The 16,182-nt window shown below is 68.5% G+C and carries 17 protein-coding genes and 1 tRNA gene; 8 read left to right on the plus strand and 10 right to left on the minus strand.

Annotated elements, in window-relative coordinates:
* Window positions 1-33 precede the first annotated feature (33 nt).
* The 3 genes from AC2DGY_RS04755 to AC2DGY_RS04765 are packed head-to-tail and all read right to left on the minus strand — an operon-like array spanning window position 34 to window position 2,340.
* Complete coding sequence (locus AC2DGY_RS04755; RefSeq protein ID WP_484508553.1) at window positions 34-849, minus strand: MetQ/NlpA family ABC transporter substrate-binding protein; 816 nt, start codon at window positions 847-849, stop codon at window positions 34-36.
* A gap of 43 nt (window positions 850-892) precedes the next feature.
* On the minus strand, window positions 893-1,564 hold the full coding sequence (locus AC2DGY_RS04760; protein ID WP_484508554.1) for a methionine ABC transporter permease: 672 nt from the start codon (window positions 1,562-1,564) through the stop codon (window positions 893-895).
* A complete protein-coding gene (locus AC2DGY_RS04765; protein WP_484508555.1) occupies window positions 1,561-2,340 on the minus strand; it encodes a methionine ABC transporter ATP-binding protein in 780 nt (259 codons plus the stop codon). The genes AC2DGY_RS04760 and AC2DGY_RS04765 overlap by 4 nt, the downstream gene beginning before the upstream one ends.
* 77 nt (window positions 2,341-2,417) lie before the next feature.
* Here AC2DGY_RS04765 and AC2DGY_RS04770 point away from each other — a divergent pair, with 77 nt between their 5' ends.
* Together AC2DGY_RS04770 and AC2DGY_RS04775 are read left to right on the plus strand one after the other, a co-directional pair.
* A complete protein-coding gene (locus AC2DGY_RS04770; protein ID WP_484508556.1) occupies window positions 2,418-2,834 on the plus strand; it encodes an OsmC family protein in 417 nt (138 codons plus the stop codon).
* Between the two features lie 156 nt (window positions 2,835-2,990).
* On the plus strand, window positions 2,991-4,436 hold the full coding sequence (locus AC2DGY_RS04775) for an MFS transporter (protein WP_484508557.1): 1,446 nt from the start codon (window positions 2,991-2,993) through the stop codon (window positions 4,434-4,436).
* A 210-nt stretch (window positions 4,437-4,646) separates the two neighbouring features.
* On the opposite strand, the gene AC2DGY_RS04780 is transcribed toward AC2DGY_RS04775, so the two are convergent.
* Together AC2DGY_RS04780 and AC2DGY_RS04785 are read right to left on the minus strand one after the other, a co-directional pair.
* Window positions 4,647-5,090 (minus strand): nitroreductase/quinone reductase family protein, encoded by a 444-nt coding sequence (locus AC2DGY_RS04780; protein WP_484508558.1) that lies wholly within the window; start codon window positions 5,088-5,090, stop codon window positions 4,647-4,649.
* 66 nt (window positions 5,091-5,156) lie between these two features.
* Window positions 5,157-5,933 (minus strand): SDR family oxidoreductase, encoded by a 777-nt coding sequence (locus tag AC2DGY_RS04785; RefSeq protein ID WP_484508559.1) that lies wholly within the window; start codon window positions 5,931-5,933, stop codon window positions 5,157-5,159.
* Window positions 5,934-6,032: 99 nt separating this feature from the next.
* Between AC2DGY_RS04785 and AC2DGY_RS04790 the strand changes: the two genes are divergently transcribed.
* Both AC2DGY_RS04790 and AC2DGY_RS04795 read left to right on the plus strand, forming a co-directional pair.
* A complete protein-coding gene (locus AC2DGY_RS04790; protein WP_484508560.1) occupies window positions 6,033-6,620 on the plus strand; it encodes a TetR/AcrR family transcriptional regulator in 588 nt (195 codons plus the stop codon).
* A 328-nt stretch (window positions 6,621-6,948) separates the two neighbouring features.
* Entirely contained in the window at window positions 6,949-7,749 is an 801-nt protein-coding gene (locus AC2DGY_RS04795; RefSeq protein WP_484508561.1) for a lysophospholipid acyltransferase family protein, read from the plus strand.
* Window positions 7,750-7,936: 187 nt separating this feature from the next.
* Here the strand turns inward: AC2DGY_RS04795 and AC2DGY_RS04800 are convergent.
* A tRNA-Lys gene (locus AC2DGY_RS04800) sits at window positions 7,937-8,009 on the minus strand.
* A 201-nt stretch (window positions 8,010-8,210) separates the two neighbouring features.
* On the opposite strand from AC2DGY_RS04800, the gene sigK reads away from it, so the two are divergent.
* The 4 genes from sigK to AC2DGY_RS04820 all read left to right on the plus strand — a co-directional run bounded on the left by sigK (window position 8,211) and on the right by AC2DGY_RS04820 (window position 11,530).
* Window positions 8,211-8,813 (plus strand): ECF RNA polymerase sigma factor SigK, encoded by a 603-nt coding sequence (gene sigK / locus AC2DGY_RS04805; protein ID WP_484508562.1) that lies wholly within the window; start codon window positions 8,211-8,213, stop codon window positions 8,811-8,813.
* Window positions 8,810-9,592, plus strand: a complete 783-nt coding sequence (locus AC2DGY_RS04810; RefSeq protein ID WP_484508563.1) for an anti-sigma factor — start codon at window positions 8,810-8,812, stop codon at window positions 9,590-9,592. Before sigK ends, AC2DGY_RS04810 begins: the two co-directional genes overlap by 4 nt.
* A gap of 80 nt (window positions 9,593-9,672) precedes the next feature.
* Window positions 9,673-10,311 (plus strand): DNA-directed RNA polymerase subunit beta, encoded by a 639-nt coding sequence (locus tag AC2DGY_RS04815; protein ID WP_484508564.1) that lies wholly within the window; start codon window positions 9,673-9,675, stop codon window positions 10,309-10,311.
* Between the two features lie 334 nt (window positions 10,312-10,645).
* Window positions 10,646-11,530: an aminotransferase class IV gene (locus tag AC2DGY_RS04820; RefSeq protein WP_484508565.1), complete on the plus strand. Its 885-nt coding sequence runs from the start codon at window positions 10,646-10,648 to the stop codon at window positions 11,528-11,530.
* A gap of 406 nt (window positions 11,531-11,936) precedes the next feature.
* Here AC2DGY_RS04820 and AC2DGY_RS04825 read toward each other — a convergent pair whose 3' ends face one another.
* The 4 genes from AC2DGY_RS04825 to pstC form a co-directional block, all read right to left on the minus strand.
* Window positions 11,937-12,758, minus strand: coding sequence for a type IV toxin-antitoxin system AbiEi family antitoxin domain-containing protein (locus AC2DGY_RS04825; protein WP_484508566.1), 822 nt, complete (start codon window positions 12,756-12,758; stop codon window positions 11,937-11,939).
* A 499-nt stretch (window positions 12,759-13,257) separates the two neighbouring features.
* Window positions 13,258-14,037, minus strand: coding sequence for a phosphate ABC transporter ATP-binding protein PstB (pstB, locus tag AC2DGY_RS04830; protein ID WP_484508567.1), 780 nt, complete (start codon window positions 14,035-14,037; stop codon window positions 13,258-13,260).
* A gap of 33 nt (window positions 14,038-14,070) precedes the next feature.
* Window positions 14,071-15,177: a phosphate ABC transporter permease PstA gene (gene pstA / locus AC2DGY_RS04835; RefSeq protein ID WP_484508568.1), complete on the minus strand. Its 1,107-nt coding sequence runs from the start codon at window positions 15,175-15,177 to the stop codon at window positions 14,071-14,073.
* Between the two features lies 1 nt (window position 15,178).
* A complete protein-coding gene (gene pstC / locus AC2DGY_RS04840) occupies window positions 15,179-16,123 on the minus strand; it encodes a phosphate ABC transporter permease subunit PstC (RefSeq protein WP_484508569.1) in 945 nt (314 codons plus the stop codon).
* Window positions 16,124-16,182 lie beyond the last annotated feature (59 nt).

The following is a 16,182-nucleotide window of genomic DNA, read 5'->3' on the forward strand; positions in this document are numbered from 1 at the left end:
CCGGCGGTCGTGCGCACCGCCGGGCTCCTCCCTTTAGAAGGCGACCTCGATCGTCTCGTTCGACTCGATCACCTCACGGACGGCATCGCTCGCGAACGCCTTCTTCAGTGCGGCGGTCGCCTCCGATTCCGCATCCTCCTCGCGAACCACGAGGTTGAGGGCGAACGTGTCGTCGAGCTCGGTGATGAGGCCGTCGTCCTGCGGGGTGAGGCCGAGAGCTGAGATGTGCGACGGCCACTGGAAGACGAGGTCGGCCTCCTCGTACGCGGCGTTGAGCGAGCTGATCGGCACCTGCAGGAACTGGACGTCCTGGGGGTTGTCGATGACGTCGGTGACGCTCGCCTCGTAGGGATCGACCGCGGCATCGAGGGTGATGATGCCCTCCTCCGCGAGCAATTTGAGCGCGCGTCCGGTGTTGGAGGGGTCATCCGGAATCGCCACAGTCGCGCCGGTGGGGAGGTCGCCGATGTCGGTGAGCGTCTTCGAGTAGAACGCGATGACGAAGTTGTACACCGGCTGCACACCGACGAGCGTTCCGTCATTGCCGGCGTTGAACGACTCCATGTACGGCACGTGCTGCGAGAAGTTCGCGTACACGTCACCGTCGTTGAGGATGGTGTTGGCCGTGACGTAGTCGCCCACCTCGACGAGCTCGATCTCGTAGCCGTCCTCGATGGCGTCGGCGGCCGCTTCCACGACGTCCGTCATCGGCGAGGTGACCGCGGCGACCTGGAGCGTCACCGGAGCGGTCTCGTCGCCCGCGCCCTCGTCTGCACCGGTAGCGCACCCGCCGAGGACCAGCACCGCCCCCAGTGCCGCTGCGACGATGCTGATTCGAGACGATCTCATGTGTTCCTTCTTTCCTGTGGTGGCCGGGTGCGCGGGCAGGGGATCACCGGTGATCCAGCCGCACGGAGGTGCGATGGCCGACCGCCTGGATGGCGAGGACGCACGCGATGATGATGACGATCGTGATGTACATGAGTGCGTCGTTGTACTCCTGGTAGCCGTAGCGCATCGCGAAGTCGCCGATCCCGCCACCGCCCACCACCCCGAGGACGGTGGAGTACGACAGCAGGCTGATCGCCGCTGAGGTCAGGGCGTAGACGAGCCCCGATCGCGCCTCGGGCAGCAGAACGCGGAACACCGCTCGGGGGAGGGTCGCTCCCATCGCCACGGCGACGCGGGAGACACCCGGCGGGATCTCGCGGAGGATCTGCTCGACCAGGCGGGCGTAGATCGCCACGGCCACGAAGCAGAGCGGCAGGGTCGCGGCCTGGGTGCCGAAGCTCGTGCCGATCACGAGGCGGGTGAACGGGATGAGGAAGACGACGAGGAGCAGGAACGGGAAGGAGCGGACGACGTTGATGTACATGTTCGCCACCGACCAGATCGGCCGGTTCTCGGCGATGCCGCCCCGCCCGGTGAGGAAGACGACCATCCCCAGCGGCAGCCCGATCAGGACGGCGGCGAGGAGGGAGACCACCAGCATGAAGCCGGTCTCGCCGAGCGCCTCCAGAATCTCTTCGCCGTACTCGGAGAGGAGGTCGGTGATGCCGTTCACGGCATCAGCTCCCGCTTGACCTGCTCGTGATAGCTCGGGAGGGTCCGGTAGTCGCTCCTGGCCACCGGGAACAGCTCACGCAGCTTCCCCCGTTCCAGCAGAGCCGCTCGGTCGCAGATCGCCTTGACGACATCCAGATCGTGCGTGATGACGACCACGGTCGTGCCCAGCTTGTCGCGGGCATCCGTCAGCACCCGCAGAACGTCGGATGTCGTGGATGCATCCAGTGACGACGTCGGCTCGTCGCAGAGGAGGAGCGCGGGGCGGGCAACGAGGGCCCGCGCCAGTCCCACGCGCTGCTGCTCGCCGCCGCTGAGCTGCGCCGGGAAGTGATCGGCCCGATGCGACAACCCGACGAAGGCGAGGATCTCGTCGACGGCCTCCTGCTCCTCGGCGCGGGTGAGGGCGCGGCCGCCCTGCCCTCGGGCGAGCTGCAGCGGCAGCGTGACATTGGATCGCACGGTGCGATTGCTCAGCAGGTGGACGCCCTGGAACAGCACCCCGATGTTCTGCCGCAGCTCCCGCAGCCCGCGGCGGCGGAGCCCAGTGACGTCGACCCCCTGCACCGTGAGCGAGCCGGAGGTCGGCGCGGTCAGCCCGTTGATGAGCTCGAGGAGGGTCGTCTTGCCCGCGCCGCTCTCGCCAATGACACCGAAGATCTCGCCCTGACGGATGGTGAGGGTGATGCCGTCCAGCGCCGGGCCGGTGTCAGAACCCGTGTCGTGACGCTTGGTGATGTTGTCGAATTCGACGATCGCGCTGCCGGCAGAGACCATCGCGTCGCGTCGTCCTTTCAAGGCCCAGCATCCACCTGGGTCGGAGTTTCTGTATCGGATCCAATTATAGTTGTCATATGAGTGCGAGGTATCGGACGGCCGCTGTCAATCGCGATGGTGGGGAGGGCGTGAGCAGTGTGGTCGGCGGGCTCGAGGTGGCGGTCTCCTCGCCCCTGGCGGCGGACATCGATCCGACGGCGTCGAACCCCGAGCAGCTGCTTGCGCTGGCCTGGGCCACCTGCCTGAATGGCACCGCGCAGGCAGTGGTGGCGCGGCAACGGCGCACAGCGGTGCGCGTGGAGGTCGAACTGCATCCCTCCCCGTCCGGATCGGGGTACGAGTTCCATGTCGACGCCTACCTCTCGGCCGAGGGGGCGTCGGAGGCCAAGACCGAAGAGATCCTCGCCGCCGCCCACGCGCGCTGCCCGATCTCGAAGCTGCTGGGCGCCGCATCCACGGTCCAGGTGCATCCCGAGGCGTACATCGCCGACTGACTCGCCCGTCGATCGGTCGTCGGCGCCCCGCGCCGCCGTTCTGATAGCCTCGTTGCCTGCCGGTGCCCTGTGGCGTCGGGTGGTCGGCGCGTCACGCGGTTCGGTCCGGGGCTTGAAACCCACAGCATCCCTCACCAGGAAGCCTGGAGGTTTCTCGTGTCCCTTGCGCTGCGCAGCCACACCGCCCGATGGTGGGCCCTCGTCACCCTCGCCCTCACCCAGCTGGTCATCACGCTGGACGTCACCATCGTCACCATCGCCCTTCCGCAGGCCCAGGAAGACCTCAATCTGTCGGACGGGCAGCGGCAGTGGGTCGTCACCGCCTACGCGCTCGCCTTCGGTGCGCTGCTGCTGCTCGGCGGTCGCGTCGCGGACTACTGGGGACGCAAGCGCACCTTCCTGGTGGGGATGCTGGGATTCGGCATCGCATCCGTCTGGGGCGGACTGGCCCAGAGCGGCACCGACCTGATCCTCGCTCGCGGCGTTCAGGGCGCCTTCGGTGCGCTCTTGGCCCCGGCAGCCCTCGCGATGCTCACTGTGCTCTTCCCGAGCGGCAAGGAGCGCGGCATCGCGTTCGCCGTCTTCGGTACCGTCGCCGGCACCGGTGCCGTGGTGGGTCTCGTCCTCGGCGGTGTGCTCACCGAGTTCGCCGACTGGCGCTGGTGCCTTCTCGTGAACATCTTCTTCGTGCTCATCGGCCTCGTGGCCGGTGCCCTGCTTCTGCAGGAGAGCCGCGCGGAGGGCGACAATCGCTATGACATCGGCGGAGCGATCACGGTGACGCTCGGGCTTGGCTGCCTCGTCTACGGATTCACGCTCGCCGAGCACGGGTGGGGGTCGCTCGACACGGTCGCGTTCCTTGCCGCCGGCGTGGTGCTCCTCGTGCTGTTCGTCTGGATCGAGACGCGTGTCCGTCAGCCCCTGCTTCCGCTGCGCGTACTCACCAATCGGGTGCGCGCGGGCGCCTTCGTCGTGCAGGCCATCGTGGGAACGACCATGATCGGCGCGCTCCTCTACCTCACCTTCCACTTCCAGATCGTGATGGGGATGAGCCCGCTGTGGTCGGGGCTGGCCAACGCCGCCATGACGGCCGTGATCCTCACGGCCACGCCGTTCGTGACGCGGTGGATGCTGGCGGTCGGGCCGCGCCCGCTGATGATCACCGGGCCGCTGCTCGTCGCCGCTGGGCTGTTCTTCCTCGCCTTCATCACGCCCGACGGCAGCTACGTGGTGCAGATCCTGCCCGCGCTGGTGCTCATGGGATGCGGTCTGTCCATGCTCTTCGTGCCCCTTCAGAACCTCGCCCTCGCCGGTGTGGAGGCGCGCGACGCCGGGGTCGCCTCGGCGACCGTGAACTCCGTCTTCAACATCGGCGGATCGATCGGACTTGCCGTGTTCACGATCTTCTACGCCACCGCCGCGGACGCCGCGCGCGCCGCGGGAGAGGGTGCGATCGCGGCCTTCACGTCGGGCTACGCCACGGTCTTCGTGTGCGCAGGCGTCGCGATGCTCCTCGCGGCGGCCGTGTCTATCGCCACCATCCGCGGCCCGAAGGATGCGCTCCTGCCTCGGAACGACGAGCCCGTCCTCGCCGCCGGCTGACACCGGCGGTTTGGGGTGGCTTGGGGCTTGGCGGAGCCATCGGCTGGGTCGGCGGGATCGCTGCGAGGGATCCGGTGGGCCCCGTGGGGCTCGAACCCGCCACAGACCCTTCCGGCGCGATGGCGCGTAGGCGGATCGCCTATCGAGCAGGGGATGACTCACTTGCCGCGGCGCCTATGTGCGGCAGCGCGGCGGGCGTCATCTTCGCGGTCACGTGAGGTTTTTCGTTGATGTGGGGATGTCGGAGAAGACAATCTCCATGAGTGGGCTCCCGGCCATCCAGTCCTCGACGTGCTGGGGCTGTCGAACGATGGCGGGATTGTGGGGTTGGTTGAAGTCGTCGACGATGTACTCGAAGATTGGCTGCTTCTGCGCGGGATCGGTGACTGGCAGTGCGGTCGCCCGAAGGTCGGCTCGGATGCCGTGTTTGAGATGGAAGACGAACTCGGGGTTGGCCAGCAGGTTCGCGTACCAGTCGCGGCGTGCGGGGGTGCTGCTGAGGTACCACCGGCCATAGACGCGATGGAACCAGATCTCGATCCGGCGAGGCTTGCCTGACCGGGCACCGACGGTGGTGATGTCGACGGTGCGCTGCCAGGCCGTGGAATCACGGCTGATGTTCAGCGCGCTCAGGATGTCGGTGGTGCTGGGCATGATTTCTCCTCGGGCGTCGCGCCTCGCCCTGGACGAATCCAGGGCGAGGCGGAGCATGGTGTGTGGTTAGACCGTGAGGTCCCATTCGGCGGCCTGCGCTTCACGGGTCTCGTGCTCCATCGACGGCGGGAACACGTTGCGGTATGTGGTGATCTCGCCGGTGATGACCTTGACGATCACGTCGACCATGTTCTGCGGGTCTTCCTGCCCGACCAGGGTGAACGGCGGTTCCCAACCCGGCAGGATGGCCGTCTCCGGGTCATACCAGTACGTCGACGCTTCGAGTGCGGTGTCGTTGAAGCCGGTCAGATAGAACCCGGGCTGCACGGTCGCCACGGTGATGCCGATGGGCTTCAGCTCCTCGCGCAGAGTCGCGGCAATTGCTTCAATGGCGTACTTCGTCGCGCTGTATGCGCCTCCGAATGGTGGAGTCTGCAGACCCGCGTCAGAGGAGTTGAACACGATCTTTCCACTGCCCCGCGCCGCCATCTGTCGGATGAAGCCCTTGGTCAGTTCCATCGGGGCGAACACGTTCGACTCGAAATTCGCCCGAAGGCGGGACATCGGGAGGTCCGTCAGCGTTCCGCTGTGGGCGACGCCGGCGTTGTTGAACAAGACGTCGACGTCGTAACGGAGGGCGTGAGCGACATCGATCTCATCGAACAGGTCGAGCTTGATGACCTCGATGTTTTCCAAACCTGCTGCCGCGATCTCCTGACGCAACTGCCATGCCTGCGGCCAGATCTGCACGCCGGCAATCACCCGATATCCGAGGCGCGCAAGGTCGAGTGCGGTGAGGCGGCCGAAGCCGCTGCCTGCGCCGGTAATAAGAACGGTCTTCATGATCTTCCCAACTGCTAAAAATACTAACTGGTCCGTATGTGACCGTAGCTCTAACCGACCAGGATCTCAAACGGACTAGTTGGTAGTTATGCTGAAGAGATGACGACGAGGAGCAAGGGTGAAGCCACGATGCGGCGAATCCTCGACGCCGCCTCCACGGAATTCGCCCACTATGGGATCGCCGGAGCGCGGGTGGACCGGATCGCTGCCGCCGCGAACTCCTACAAGGGCCAGATGTACAGCTACTTCGGCAACAAGGACGCGCTCTTCGACGCGGTCTATGCCGAGCACATCGGTTGGATGATCAATTCCGTTCCGCTTCGCGGAGACGACCTGCCGGGCTATGCGGCTGAGTTGTACGACGCGTACCTCGCCCACCCGGAAATCGTCCGACTCACCACCTGGGCACGCCTTGAACGCCACCCCGTCGGCGACCTCTACAACGACGGCACCGACCACAACCGGGGAAAGACCGATGCGATCCGGGAAGGGCAGAGGTCCGGCAGCATCGACCCCTCCCTCGACGCCGACGACATCCTCTCGATCGTTACAGCCATGTCGATGGCATGGTCCCCGGCCAGCGCGCTCGTCGCCGCCAGCGCGGACGAACCCGCAACGGTGCACGCACGCCGCAAGAGCGCTCTCGTAGCGACGGTGCGCGGCGCGTTCTCCGGGCACTGTCGCTAACGAGGACGGCACTCGGGCGACCGCACCCTTGGCGGTCGAACCGCCAGAGAGCGGTGAATCGCAGGGCGGACGACGGCGCGCGCCATCCCATCACCTGCTTCGCTACCCGTTCATGGTGTTCGCTGGTCGATCGTTGCTCGGACGGTCCGGAGCGTTACCGTGTGTCGTGTAGCCCATGGGGGCCGCTTCGGGAAGGGGCAACGCGATATCCAGCTCGGGGCGGTAACGATGACGTATGGACACGATTGACGACACCGACCCTTCCGTCGGTTCATCACAGCGGCACGCTGTCCCGTCTCCTCCGGAGCGGATTCGAAAGGCTCGGTCGATGGCGCGCGTGCCTGGCGCGAGGCGCCGCTTCGAGCCCGTCTATTCGTCCGCCGTCGCTGTAGGACGATTCTTCTTCGGCGGAATCCTTCAGCTGCGGCCGACCGTTTCAGGGGCGGAGCGGATCCCTTCATCGGGTGCGGCCGTGTTGGCGATCACGCATTTCGGCTACATGGACTTCGCGTTGGTCGAGTGGGTCGCCTGGTTACGAACGCGGCGTCGGATCCGGTTCATGGTGACGAGGCGGGCGGCCGACAAACCCGTGATCGGCTCGCTTCTGCGCCAGATGCGGCACATTCCCGTGGAGGTGGGAGCCGGCCGCGACGCGTACGCACACGCGGTGCGCGCCCTGCAAGATGGCGAGCTTGTCGGAGTATTCCCCGAGGCGGGAGTGAGCGCGTCGTTCACCGTGCGTGAGCTCAAGACCGGCGCGGTGCGTATGGCCGCTGCCGCCGGTGTAACCGTGATCCCCGTCGTGGTCTGGGGTGGGCAGCTATTGCGAACCAAGAATCATCGAGCGCGGGTCCGGGAGGCTTTCAAAGCGCCGATCCGCGTCTCGGTCGGCCTCCCCATGGAGGTTGAGCCGTCCGACGATGCCGCGGAGAAGACAGCTGAGCTTCGTTCGCACCTGCAGGCCCTTCTCGAGGACGCACAGAGGACTTATCCGATGTCGGGGGCGGGCCAGTGGTGGCAACCAGCCCATCTCGGCGGCTCTGCACCCACCCCCGCCGCCGCCGCAGTCGCAGAAGCGGAGCGCCAGCGGCGAAGGTTGGCTGACCGCGGAGAGACAACCAGTGACTGACCCCCGAGCGCGTCGAGATCACGATCGGACGATCCCGACCGTGAGCGGTCCACGAGCGCTAGAGGCTTCGATACGTCGGCAACGTCAGACATGCCGCGAGCCTGTTAGACAGCGGATTGCTCCCCATGGCCTGCGGAGAAACCCGCGATCCCAGTTGAGACAAGGGATGGAGGCGGGCGGGATGCGGTGGGCCCCGTGGGGCTCGAACCCACGACCCGCGGATTAAAAGTCCGATGCTCTACCGACTGAGCTAGAGGCCCGCACCGACCAGCCTACCGGCCCTGGCGGGTGCAAAACTCAGGAGGAACCGGGGTCGGCAGGCGCTTGCGGGCCGCAGAGTGCGCGATTCTCCTGAATTTTGAACAGCCGGTGGCGCCGCATCCGCCGTCTGCCACCAGGCCGGAATAGGGACAGCGGACAACTCGCCCACAGGCCGGTCGAGTCCTGGCGGCGAGTGGGGCATGCTGGTGCACATGGTCATCGACGGTGTGGACGTCCCGGAGGACGCCGGCCCACCGGTCGACCACGTCGGCGCGCTGCTGGTGCGAGTCGCTGCCCGCGACCAGGCCGCGTTCGCCGAGCTGTACGACCGAATGTCCCCGCGCGTGTTCGGTCTCATCCTGCGCGTTCTCGTCAATCGATCCCTCAGCGAAGAGGTGCTGCAGGAGGTCTTCCTCGAGGTATGGCAATCCGCCGGCACCTTCGCTCCGAATAAAGGCCAGGGGAGGTCCTGGTTGCTCACGATCGCACACCGCCGAGCCGTCGACCGCGTCCGGGCGTCGCAGGCGAGCAGCGACCGTGACGTGCGTGCGGGCTTCCGAGACCTGGAGGCGCCGCGTGACGACGTAGCCGAGACGGTGGAGATGCGCATCGAGGGTCGACGGGTGGTTGACGCGCTTGCCGTGCTCCCGGAGGTGCAGCGCGAGGCGCTGTCGCTGGCGTACTTCGGCGGATACAGCCAAAGTGAGATCGCGGCGCTCGTGGGAGCGCCGCTGGGAACGATCAAGACCAGGATGCGGGACGGACTGACCCGCCTTCGCACCGAGATGGGGGTGACCGTATGAACGAGAAGGACTTCGCCGAACTGTCGGCCGCGGCCGCCCTCGGCGCGCTCACGTCCGACGAACAGCGCGCGTTCGAGGCGGAGCTGGCGGAGCATCCCGAGCGCGCCGACCTGGTCCGCGACGATCTGGATGCGGCGGTACGCCTCGCCTCCGCGGTACCCGCAGTCGTCCCGCCGCCGGGCATCCGCGACGCGCTTCTCGCGCGCATCGCGGACGAGTCGTCGCCGGATGCGGACGCCGGTTCCCGCGCGAGCGTCGACGACGCCGCCGCGGACGCGCAGACGACGGTGCCCGACAGCTCGTCGCGCACCGGGATCTGGCCCGGTCGCCCGCGGGGCTGGTTCGCGCTCGCCGCATCCTTCGTCCTGCTCATGGCGGTGGGCTTCGGTGCCGTGACGATCGGGCAGCAATTGAACCCGCCGCCGGCGATCGCCGCTCTCGAAGAGATCCAGCAGGCACCGGATGCGGCGTCGGCGAGCGTGGAGCTGGGCGACGGTGCCGAGGCGACGGCGCACTGGTCGGGTGAGCTCGGAAAGGCCGTGCTCGTATCCGACGGCCTCCCGGCGCTGGAGAGCGACGAGACGTTCGAGCTGTGGTTCGTGCGCGAGGAGGGCGCGATCCCCGCGGGCACTTTCGCTGCGGACGACGGCGAGGCCACGGCGCTGCTGACCGGTGAGATACGTGCGGGCGATGTGATCGCCGTCACTGTCGAACCGGCGGGAGGATCGCCCGACGGCACGCCCTCGAGCGACCCGCTGTTCGCCATCCCGACCGCGTGAGCGGGGCCGGGTCCGCGTGAGTTGCCGGTCGCGTGAGCGCTGCCGGGTCCGCGTCCGAACCCCGCGGGTAGCCTGGAACGATGACCGATCAGCCCCGCGACTTCCACAAGCCGGTGCGCCGGCCCGCTGAGCTGTTCGACCGGCTGTTCGCCGCGGCTGACCCGGCCGAGGTATCGCGGGTCGCGCACAGCACCGCGCAAGCGCTGCTGTCGCGCGTGCGTGAGGACCCGTCCGTCGACGTGATCGGGCGCCTGGTGACCTTCACGGACGAGCACGGGATCGACGACATCGCCGAGCTGTGGTCGCGCTCGCCGGCACGTTCGCTGCCGGGCGCACTGTGGCGTCTGTACCTGTTGCAGCTGATGATCCACGACGACCCGCAGACCGCGGCACTGCTGTACGAGCGCGGGCGGACCGAGATCGCCTCGGCCGACCCGATCGTGGCGGGGGCGCCGACACCGGCGAGCCCGGACGAACTCGTCGCCCTCATCGACACGATCCTGCGCGGACTGTTCGAGGGCGACTTCGCCGTGGCGCTGGAGCGCGCGGCGGCGTTCTGCCGCGTGCAGGCCTCGGGCGCGACGCACCTCGCCGACGACTACGAGCAGACCGAATCCGACCGCTCCTCGGCCCTCACGACTCGCGCCCTGCGGCTGTCGACCTACGCGGGCGATCTGTCGTCGTGCGCGGGCCTGTGGCGCCGCGACTCGCTGGCCTGACGCATCCGCTGGCCTGACGCATCCGCCGGCCTGGCGCATCCGCGGGCCTGACGCATCCGCCGGCCCGACGCATCCGCCGGCCTGACGCATCCGCCGGCCTGCGAGAAACGATCGGGCTGAGAAGTGCCGCGCCGCGCCGTTTCTCGTCCGTATCGTCGTTTCTCGGCGTACACACGAGCAGGGCGCAACGGCAAGAAGGTGCCGGGCCGCAGAACGCCTCTCGGCGCGAGGCCGCTCTCGGCGGCAAAAGATGGAGCCCGGGGTTACTGCGGCCCGGCTAGGAAAGTGTAACCGGTCCGCGCCCGAGGTATTCCCCCCCGCATAGGCTCGGACCATGGCATGGCGTTACGCACTCGTGATCGATCCCGCCGCGGCGGGCGACCCGCGCACCGACTTCTCCGACACTTTCACCCCGATCGACCCGGCGGCGCCGGCGCTGAGCGTGGGGGAGTTGTCGACCCAGCGGGGCGACGGCATCTTCGAGTCGATCGGCGTTGTGGACGGGCATCCGCAGGAGACGCAGGCCCACCTGGAGCGGCTCGCGTACTCGGCGAGTCTGTGCGACCTGCCCGTTCCTCACCTCGAGCAGTGGCATCAGGCGGTGGCCCGGGTGGCGGATGCTGCAGAGCCCGGGGAGAGCGTGATCAAACTCATCCTCAGCCGCGGCGTCGAGCACGGTCCGGCGCCCACCGCCTGGGTGACCCTCGCGCCCGCACCGGATAGCACCAGCGCTCGCGAGGAGGGCATCCGTGTGGTGACCCTCGACCGGGGTCTGGACAGCGGCGCGGCCGAGCGGGCGCCATGGCTGCTGCTGGGTGCGAAGACGCTGTCGTACGCGGTGAACATGGCCGCGATCCGCGAGGCACGCCGCCGCGGGGCGGATGACGCGGTCTTCGTCACCAGCGACGGTTTCGTGCTCGAGGGTCCGACGTCGTCGGTGCTGCTGCGCTTCGGCGAGCGGTTCGTGACGCCCGAACCGGGGGCGGGCATCCTCCACGGCACCACCCAGGTGAGTCTGTTCGAGTATCTGGCCGACCACGGGTTCGAGACGGCCTATGAGCAGGTGCGCGCCGACATGCTGGCGCAGGCGGATGCGGCGTGGCTGGTGTCGAGCGTTCGCCTCGCCGCGCCCGTTGCCGCCATCGACATGCGCTCGCTCCCCGTCGACCGCCCGTTCACCGCCTCGATGAACCGCTACCTGCTGGCGCCCCGCGACTGACCCGCGCCAATACCGCTCCTCCGCCTCGCCACCCGCGGGCCGCGCGGCGGCGTCGCCCGCCCGCGAGCCGGCGCCGACGCCCACCCGCCCGCGGCCCGCGGCTCCCGCACCCCCGGGCTCCCGCCCCCGCCCCCCGCCCCCCGCCGGCACCGCCGCCCGTATCCCGCGGCCCGCGGCTCCCGCACCCCCGGGCTCCCGCCCGCCCGCCAGTATCGGTCCCCGCACCCCGGGCTCCCGCATCCGCCCGTGCACAACGGCGGACATTTCGAGCGACGCCCCCACACGGGGGTCGCGACGCCGGCGTGTCTGCGTCGATCTCCGCCGTTGTGCCCGGCGAGGCGAGGCGATGCGCGGCAGTGCCCGGCGACGCGGGGCGCGGCGACGCGGTGACCGACGGCACCGCGGATCAGGTATGGCGCGCCGCCGCGACGTGGGCGAGGATCGCGCGCTCGACCAGATCCCAGTCGTGGATGACGAGCGCGTAGTCGAAGCGCAACGTGACGTATCCCCACATGGCCGCGTATGCGTCGCGTACCAGGTCCTTGTGCCGCATATCCGGCGCCGCGTGATTGTCCTTGCCGTCCGTTTCCAGAATGAGCCGGTCACCGATCAGCAGGTCCACCCGTCCGACCCCCGGCACCCGGACTTGCGTGCGCACGGTGAGGCCGTGGCGTCGGAGGCGCCAACGCACGAGCGACTCGAGTCCGCTGTCCGCATCCGAGCGCGCGAAGTCGAGAGCCTCCCGCGCGGCGTCGTTCGTGTGGCTTTGGAGCCAGCCGATACCCCGGGCATCGATGCGCCCGAGTCGCAGAGCCGATTCCAGCACGACGAAGAACTCTTCCACCCCACGACATGCCAGCACCTGGCGCAGGATGCGGGGGATGGATGGCAACCCGAAGGCATCGCTCGCCTCTGCGTCATCCCAGTGCTCGACGCAGATGCATCCATCGTGCCGATGGGTATGCCCGTCCGCCTTCATCCACACGTGCGGAGCGGGCTCGGCATCGATGACCCACAGTCCCTCGTGCCGGGCTGCTGTCACGCACGCCGACACTCCGCCGTGGGCGACGGCGGTGCGGGCCGGATCACATGCGGACGGGGAGGCGTAGATTCCCCGGCGCACTCGCTCGAGGATGCCGGAGCCTAATTGAGCGCTCAGCTGCGCCCTCGAGAGGCCGCTGTCGCGCAGCATCCGGTAGGTCGCGAAGGCCTCCCGCGGGTCGCACATGCGCTCGATGGTGCGGCCCCGCGTCAGCTCGCCGTGGCCTGCTGACTCGATCTGTGGGCGGACCTCCCCGGGCCGAGGCTGGGGAGGAGGGGTGACCGCGCGACACGACTGCGGACATCGTGCGCGACATGCCGATGTCCGGGCCGGCGAGCGGCGTGTCGTAGATGATCTCCGCCGTTGTGCACGGGGGGGTGGATGCGGCGACCCCGCGGGTGTCCGCGCGACGCGGCCTCCCGCCCCGAGGCCGACACAGCTGCGGACATCGTGCGCGACGCACCGATGTCCGGGCCCGGCGCGCGGCGTGTCGGAGATGATCTCCGCCGTTGTGCACGGGGCGGCGGATGCGGCGAACCCGAGGGCGCACGCCCGCCCCGCGGCGGCGCCGCCCGCCCGCGAGCCGGCTCGCACGCCCGCACCCACGCCCGCCACGCCCGCCCGGGAGCCGGCGCCGCCGCCCGCACCCCGGTGCCCCCGCGGCACCCGGCGGCACCGGGGTGGATCAGCCGAAACGTCCGGAGACGTAGTCCTCCGTGGCCTGCACGGAGGGGGTGGTGAAGATGGTCGCCGTGTCGTCGTACTCGATGAGCTTGCCGGGCTTGCCCGTGCCGGCGATGTTGAAGAACGCCGTGCGGTCGGACACGCGAGAAGCCTGCTGCATGTTGTGCGTCACGATGACGACGGTGTAGTCGTTTTTCATTTCCGCGATCAACTCTTCGATCGCATACGTGGAGATCGGGTCCAGCGCCGAGCACGGCTCATCCATGAGGATGACCTCCGGGGAGACCGCGATCGCGCGGGCGATGCACAGGCGCTGCTGCTGGCCGCCGGAGAGTCCTGAGCCCGGTCGGTCGAGCCGGTCCTTGACCTCGTTCCAGAGGTTCGCGCCCTTCAGCGAGCGCTCGACGAGATCGTCGGCGTCCGACTTCGAGATGCGCTTGTTGTTGAGCTTCACGCCGGCCAGCACGTTCTCACGGATCGACATGGTGGGGAAGGGGTTCGGACGCTGGAAGACCATGCCCACCTGTCGGCGCACCAGCACCGGGTCGACGTTGGGGGCGTACAGGTCGTCGCCGTCCAGCAGCACCTGCCCTTCCACGCGGGCGCCGGGGATGACCTCGTGCATGCGGTTGAGTGTGCGCAGGAAGGTCGACTTCCCGCAGCCGGACGGGCCGATGAAGGCCGTCACGGTGCGGGGCTCGATGGTGAGTCCGACACCCTCGACGGCGAGGAAGTCGCCGTAGTAGACGTTCAGATCGTTGACTTCGATGCTCTTGGACACGATTCCTCGGGTTTCGGTTCGGGGGAGGGAGCCTCAGCGGCTCAGCTTGGGGGAGAAGACCTTCGCCACGAGGCGCGCGACGAGGTTGAGCAGCATCACGATGACGATGAGCACCAGTGCGGCGGCCCACGCACGGTCGATGTAGGCCTGGGCGGGGATGCCCTGGTTCATGTACTGCGAATAGGCGAAGACCGGCAGGGTGGCCATCCGGCCTTCGAACAGGTTGTAATTCATCGAGGTCGCCACCCCCGCGGTGAGAAGCAGCGGAGCGGTCTCGCCGATGACCCGCGAGATGGAGAGCATCACGCCGGTGGTGATGCCGGCGATGGCGGTCGGGAGGACGACCTTGCTGATCGTCAGCCACTTCGGCACTCCCAGGGCGTATGCCGCTTCCCGCAGCTCGTTCGGCACGAGCCGCAGCATCTCCTCGCTCGAGCGCACGACGACCGGGATCATCAGCACCGACAGCGCGATGGCGCCCATGATGCCCATCCGGATGCCGGGGCCGAGGAAGAGCGCGAACAGGGCGTACGCGAACAGGCCCGCGACGATCGACGGGATCCCGGTCATCACGTCGACGAGGAACGTGATGCCCCGCGCCAGGCGGTTGCCGACACCGTATTCGACGAGATAGATCGCGGTGAAGATGCCGATCGGGATGGAGATGACCGCGGCGGCCAGTGTGATGAGCAGGGTGCCGACGATCGCGTGCAGCGCGCCGCCGCCCTCGCCGACGACGTTGCGCATGGAGTGGCTGAAGAATTCCGCGCTGATGCCGGCGATGCCGTTGGTGAGGACGGTCCATGCCACCGACACGAGCGGGACCATCGCGATGGCGAAGGCGGTCGCGACCACACCGACCACGAGCCGGTCGACGCCCTTGCGGCGCCCCTCGATCAAGGTCGAGATGGCCGTGATCAGCACCAGGTAGACCAGAGCGGTGAGCACGGCCCAGCCGGCGACGTCGAAGCCGGTATCGCCGGCGATGGCCAGGACGGCGAAGACGAGCGCCATGATGACCGCGCTCGCTGCCAGGATGCCCCACGGCACCCACCGCGGGAGACGGCCGCTGGTGAGCTGGTGGTGCTCGCGCACGGGGCTCGCGGGGGGAGCCTGGAGGCGGGGAGCGGTGATGGTCATGTCAGTTGGCTCCCGAGAATTCCTTGCGCCGGCTGACGATCCACCGGGCCAGCGCGTTCACGGCGAAGGTGACGACGAAGAGGATGAGGCCGGTGGCGATCAGGACGTTGATGTTGACCCCGTACGCCTCGGGGAACGTCAGTGCGATGTTCGCCGGGATCGTGCTGGGATTCTGCGACGTGAAGAGCCGGAAGGTGATGATCCCGGTGGCGGAGAGCACCATCGCGACCGCCATCGTCTCCCCGAGGGCGCGACCGAGGCCCAGCATGGACGCCGATACGATGCCGCTGCGCCCGAAGGGGAAAACGGCCATCTTGATCATCTCCCAGCGCGTCGCACCAAGGGCGAGGGCGGCTTCCTCGTGCAGTACCGGGGTCTGGAGGAAGATCTCCCGGCAGATGGCGGTGATGATCGGGGTGACCATCACCGCGAGCACGATCGCGGCGGTGAAGATCGTGCGGCCCGTGGCCGACGCGTCGCCGGCGAACAGCGGGAACCAGCCCGCGTTCACCGTGAGCCAGCCGTAGATCGGCTGCACGGCCGGGGCCAGCACGAGGATGCCCCACAGGCCGAAGACGACGGACGGCACGGCGGCCAGGAGGTCGACGACGTATCCGAGGCCCTGCGCGAGACGGCGGGGGGCGTAGTGCGAGATGAAGAGGGCGACGGCGACCGAGAGCGGCACGGCCATCACGAGCGCGAGGAACGACGCCCACACGGTGCCGAAAGCGAGCGGCCAGACGTACGCCCAGAAGTTTCCCGGAAGGAGCGAAGCATCCTCGCTCGTGGCGGTGAGTCCGGGGATGGACTGGACGACGAGGAAGGTCGTGACTGCGGCGAGGGTCACGAGGATCATCGAGCCGGCGAACAGCGCGGTACTCGAGAACACGCGATCACCGGGGCGCTGTTTGGGCTTCTCCCGGGCCGGAGCCGTGGTGGCGGTCATGGGGTCCTGTCTCGATCTGGCTGGTCTGAGCGATGCCCGGTCCGGCGCGAGGCCGGACC

This window comes from Microbacterium sp. Z6_144 (assembly GCF_057197625.1).

Excerpts from the sequence above, each read along its gene's own strand:
- pstC (WP_484508569.1), bottom strand. The coding sequence starts at position 16,123 with ATGACCGCCACCACGGCTCCGGCCCGGGAGAAGCCCAAACAGCGCCCC.
- AC2DGY_RS04810 (WP_484508563.1), top strand. The coding sequence starts at position 8,810 with ATGAACGAGAAGGACTTCGCCGAACTGTCGGCCGCGGCCGCCCTCGGC.
- AC2DGY_RS04755 (WP_484508553.1), bottom strand. The coding sequence starts at position 849 with ATGAGATCGTCTCGAATCAGCATCGTCGCAGCGGCACTGGGGGCGGTG.
- AC2DGY_RS04780 (WP_484508558.1), bottom strand. The coding sequence starts at position 5,090 with ATGCCCAGCACCACCGACATCCTGAGCGCGCTGAACATCAGCCGTGAT.
- AC2DGY_RS04815 (WP_484508564.1), top strand. The coding sequence starts at position 9,673 with ATGACCGATCAGCCCCGCGACTTCCACAAGCCGGTGCGCCGGCCCGCT.
- AC2DGY_RS04790 (WP_484508560.1), top strand. The coding sequence starts at position 6,033 with ATGACGACGAGGAGCAAGGGTGAAGCCACGATGCGGCGAATCCTCGAC.
- pstA (WP_484508568.1), bottom strand. The coding sequence starts at position 15,177 with ATGACCATCACCGCTCCCCGCCTCCAGGCTCCCCCCGCGAGCCCCGTG.
- AC2DGY_RS04820 (WP_484508565.1), top strand. The coding sequence starts at position 10,646 with ATGGCATGGCGTTACGCACTCGTGATCGATCCCGCCGCGGCGGGCGAC.
- AC2DGY_RS04825 (WP_484508566.1), bottom strand. The coding sequence starts at position 12,758 with ATGTGCGACCCGCGGGAGGCCTTCGCGACCTACCGGATGCTGCGCGAC.
- AC2DGY_RS04785 (WP_484508559.1), bottom strand. The coding sequence starts at position 5,933 with ATGAAGACCGTTCTTATTACCGGCGCAGGCAGCGGCTTCGGCCGCCTC.
- AC2DGY_RS04765 (WP_484508555.1), bottom strand. The coding sequence starts at position 2,340 with ATGGTCTCTGCCGGCAGCGCGATCGTCGAATTCGACAACATCACCAAG.
- AC2DGY_RS04795 (WP_484508561.1), top strand. The coding sequence starts at position 6,949 with ATGGCGCGCGTGCCTGGCGCGAGGCGCCGCTTCGAGCCCGTCTATTCG.
- AC2DGY_RS04770 (WP_484508556.1), top strand. The coding sequence starts at position 2,418 with ATGAGTGCGAGGTATCGGACGGCCGCTGTCAATCGCGATGGTGGGGAG.
- sigK (WP_484508562.1), top strand. The coding sequence starts at position 8,211 with ATGCTGGTGCACATGGTCATCGACGGTGTGGACGTCCCGGAGGACGCC.